Source organism: Winogradskyella sp., from assembly GCF_025210595.1.
Classification (GTDB): Bacteria; Bacteroidota; Bacteroidia; order Flavobacteriales; family Flavobacteriaceae; genus Winogradskyella.
Genome location: NZ_JAOARH010000135.1, coordinates 1 through 3,953 on the forward strand (window position 1 = coordinate 1; position 3,953 = coordinate 3,953).

The window sequence follows — 3,953 nt, forward strand, 5'->3', positions numbered from 1 at the left end:
ACAATTAAACTTAAAAATGAAAAAACTAAATTATTTTCTAATTGCCCTTTTATTTACACTGCCCGCATCATTATTTGCTAATGAAGGCATGTGGTTTTTAATGCATATTGAGCGTCTTAACCATAGAGATATGCAAAAAATGGGACTTCAGTTAACAGCTGAAGAAATTTACAGTATTAATAATCAAAGCTTAAAAGATGCTATTGTACAATTTAATGGAGGTTGTACAGCAAGTATTATATCTAGCAATGGTTTAGTACTTACAAATCACCATTGTGGATATAATGCTATAGCAGAATTATCAACTGCTGAACAAAACCATTTAAAGAATGGCTTTTGGGCAGGATCATTAAGTGAAGAACTTAAGCCAGAAAGTTTATACGTAAGGTTTTTTGTTAGAATGGATGACGTTAGTAAACGAATTCTTTCTAAGGTTAATGATTCTATGACAGAAAAAGAGCGTGAAGCTGCTATTAACAAAGAGATTGCTAAAATTCAAGAAGAAAATAATGAAGGAGGAAAGTATACAGTTTCTGTGAGATCTTTTTATCAAGGCAACGAATATTATTACTTTGTATATGAAGATTACAAAGATGTAAGATTAGTAGGTACACCTTCAGATAAAGTTGGTAAATATGGTGGTGATACAGACAACTGGGAGTGGCCACGTCATACAGGAGATTTCTCATTATTTAGAGTATATGCAGATGCAGATGGAAATCCTGCAGATTATTCAAAAAACAATGTGCCATTAAAAGCAAAATATCACTTACCTATTAATATAGATGGTGTAAAAGAGAATGATTTTGCTATGATTTTAGGTTATCCAGGACGTACAAACAGATGGATGCCTGCTGAAGGAATAGAGCAAAATGTTAAGTATGCTTATCCTGCTTGGGTAGAAGGTTCTAAGCGTAGTATGGACGTTATGAAAAAGTACATGGATAAAGATGAATCTATAAATCTTATGTATGCTTCAAAATACGCAGGTATAGCTAATTACTGGAAAAACCGTCAAGGTATGATTGATGCTTTAACCAAGCACAAAACAGCTGAAGCTAAGCGAAAAATTGAGAAAAAATTTAATAAGTGGGCTAACAAATCTCAGAATAAAGGTACCTACGGAGACGTTATGGAAACCATTAATAACTATTATAGCCTTACTAATAAAAAAGCACAGCACGATAATTACTTATTAGCATTATTGCGTTCTAGTAAATTTTCCATACTACCATATAGATTAGGAAGAGGTTTAGAAAACTATGTTGAATCGAATGAAGCAAAACGTAAAGAATTATCTCCTAGATTAGCATCATTCATTGAAAATTCATTTAAAGATTATCACTTACCATTAGAAAAAGAAATCTTAGCAGAACAATTAAAATTATATACTTCAAAGTCTGATTATGAATTGCCAGATTTTGTTAATGAAATAGCATCTAAAGAAGATGTTAGTACTTATGTTGAAGCTATGTTTAATCTTAGTATGTTCTCATCAAAAGAGCGTGTAGAAGCATTTTTAAACTATCCAGACGCTGATATACTAGCTAATGATCCACTTTATAAATTATCATCAGCTTTATTAGCAAAATATAGAGAAGAGCCAGAAGCAATTAAGCAGCCATTAAATGATTACCAAAAATCATTTAGATTATTAGTTGATGGATTACGTAAATCTGAAATTAGTAGAATACAATATCCTGATGCAAATTCTACACTGAGATTATCTTATGGTAAAGTAAGAGCCTTACCAAAAGACGCTAGAAATGATGCTTCTATAAATAACTACACAACCTATAAAGGTATGATTAAGAAATACAAGCCTAACGATCATGAGTTTGATTTACCGAAAGATATGCTTGAGTTTTATGAAAATAAAGACTACGGACGTTATGCTAATGATAAAGGGCAACTTCCTGTAAATTTCTTAACAGATAATGATATTACTGGAGGAAACTCAGGTTCACCTGTACTTAATGGAAAAGGTGAATTAATAGGTTTAGCGTTTGATGGTAACATTGAGGCTATGGCTGGTGATGTTATATTTGATAAAGATTTACAGCGTACAATAAATGTAGATATTAGATATGTACTTTGGCTAATAGATAATTACTCTAATGCTAAAAACATTGTAGATGAATTAACTATTATTAAGAAATAGTATTAGTTTTAATATGTAATAGAATACGTTGTTATAAAATTAACATTTTGTAACAACGTATTTTTTGTGAAATAGGCTAGAGAAATTATAGTTTTAAGGCTTTAATAGAAAAAAATCATTACGCATTACGACTTTTAATATTCGCAGTGCATAGCCTTATAATTTCAGAGATTCTTTTTTGGCGTGTAGCGTCGCGTTTGGCACTATTTAACCAAGATAGATAACCCTTACGATATCCTTTTGAGAAGTTTTGATAATTTTCAAAAGCTTTAGGATTTTCATTAAAGGCTTTTTGTAGTTCTGGTGGAATAATACCATTTTCTACATCGTCCATAGCAGTCCAAGTGCCAGTTGCTTTTGCAAGCTCAATCATTTTATATCCAGAATCGTGAATTAAACCTTCGGCTTCAAGTTCTAAAACATATTTTTTATTGAGTGCACTCCATGTGCTTTTAGGGTTTCTGGGAGTAAAATATTGTCTACGCTTTCCATTACCCAAACTTTTTACGGTTGAGTCTATCCAGCCAAAACAAAGTGCTACTTTTACAGCCTCTTCCCAACGCATAGTAGCAATACCAGTTTCTAGCTTATAGAAAATGAGATACACGGCTTTATGTTTGTTATGATTGGATAATAACCAATCGTACCAATCTGTATCACGTTCAAAGTATAGTTCTGGAAAATTGCCCATTATAATTGTTTAGATTCCACATAAAAATTACGGTCAATTTCTATTGAATTTGATTTTACAGGTTTAGACTTCCATTCAGCATTAGGAAATAGCCATTCATATTTGCCGTCAACAAGAACTTGTATAGGCATATCGAATTTTTCAACAATGTTAATCCAACGATATTTTAGGTTTCCGTCTTCAAATTTATATTCTAGAGTAGGAATCATTGTGGTTCTTAAATATTGATTGAAGAATTCGGTTAAATCGATACCTGTTTTTTTGCTGAGGTAATCTTCTATTTGCTGAGATGTTACGGTTTGATGGTAAAAATCTTTATTTATACCTCTTAGAATTTGCCGCCACTTTATATCATTTTCAATTAATTGCCTTAAAGTGTGAAGCATGTTTGCTCCTTTATAATACATATCGCTAGAACCTTCACTATTTACATTATAAGTACTAATAAGTGGTCTGTCGTTTTGTATAAGTCTCCTTGTGCCAATAACATAATCTGCAGATGCTGTTGTGCTGATAAAATAATTAACAAATAGATTTTCGGCATAGGCTGTAAACCCTTCATGAATCCACATGTCTGCTACATCTTTATTAGTAATACTATTTGCAAACCACTCATGACCACCTTCGTGCACAATTATAAAATCGAATTTTAAACCAATTCCTGTACCAGATAAATCTCTACCTAAATACCCATTTTGATAACCATTTCCATAGGTTACAGAACTTTGGTGTTCCATACCTAAATAGGGCACTTCAACGAGTTTAAAGCTGTCTTCGTAAAATGGATAAGCACCAAACCAATACTCAAAGGCTTCTATCATTCTTGGTGCTTCTTTAAATTGTTTTTTTGCCTTTTCGATATTGTAGGATAAGACCCAATAGTCTAGGTCTAAATCACCATTTTCACCTTTATAGACTTCAGAAAAGTTAACATAATCACCAATATTAACATTAACTCCGTAGTTGTTTATTGGGTTTTTAACGGTCCAGTGTGTAGTGATTGTATTATAGTGTTCTTCAATATTTTTAAGCCTTCCGTTAGAGACATTCATTAAGCCTTTTGGTATGGTTATACTAATGTCCATACTATCTACTTCATCG

At 32.1% G+C, this 3,953-nt stretch carries 3 protein-coding genes; 1 reads left to right on the plus strand and 2 read right to left on the minus strand.

Annotation, left to right across the window (positions count from 1 at the left end):
- Nucleotides 1-16 precede the first annotated feature (16 nt).
- Nucleotides 17-2,161, plus strand: coding sequence for a S46 family peptidase (locus N4A42_RS13425; protein ID WP_294074992.1), 2,145 nt, complete (start codon nucleotides 17-19; stop codon nucleotides 2,159-2,161).
- A 118-nt stretch (nucleotides 2,162-2,279) separates the two neighbouring features.
- Here the strand turns inward: N4A42_RS13425 and N4A42_RS13430 are convergent, their stop codons facing one another.
- Together N4A42_RS13430 and N4A42_RS13435 are read right to left on the minus strand one after the other, a co-directional pair.
- A complete protein-coding gene (locus N4A42_RS13430) occupies nucleotides 2,280-2,852 on the minus strand; it encodes a YdeI family protein (RefSeq protein ID WP_294074987.1) in 573 nt (190 codons plus the stop codon).
- On the minus strand, nucleotides 2,852-3,953 hold a 1,102-nt coding region (locus N4A42_RS13435; protein WP_294074990.1), incomplete at its 5' end, for a M1 family metallopeptidase. The genes N4A42_RS13435 and N4A42_RS13430, both read right to left, overlap by 1 nt.

Coding starts and splice junctions, on each gene's coding strand:
- N4A42_RS13425 (WP_294074992.1), top strand. CDS start 17: ATGAAAAAACTAAATTATTTTCTAATTGCCCTTTTATTTACACTGCCC.
- N4A42_RS13430 (WP_294074987.1), bottom strand. CDS start 2,852: ATGGGCAATTTTCCAGAACTATACTTTGAACGTGATACAGATTGGTAC.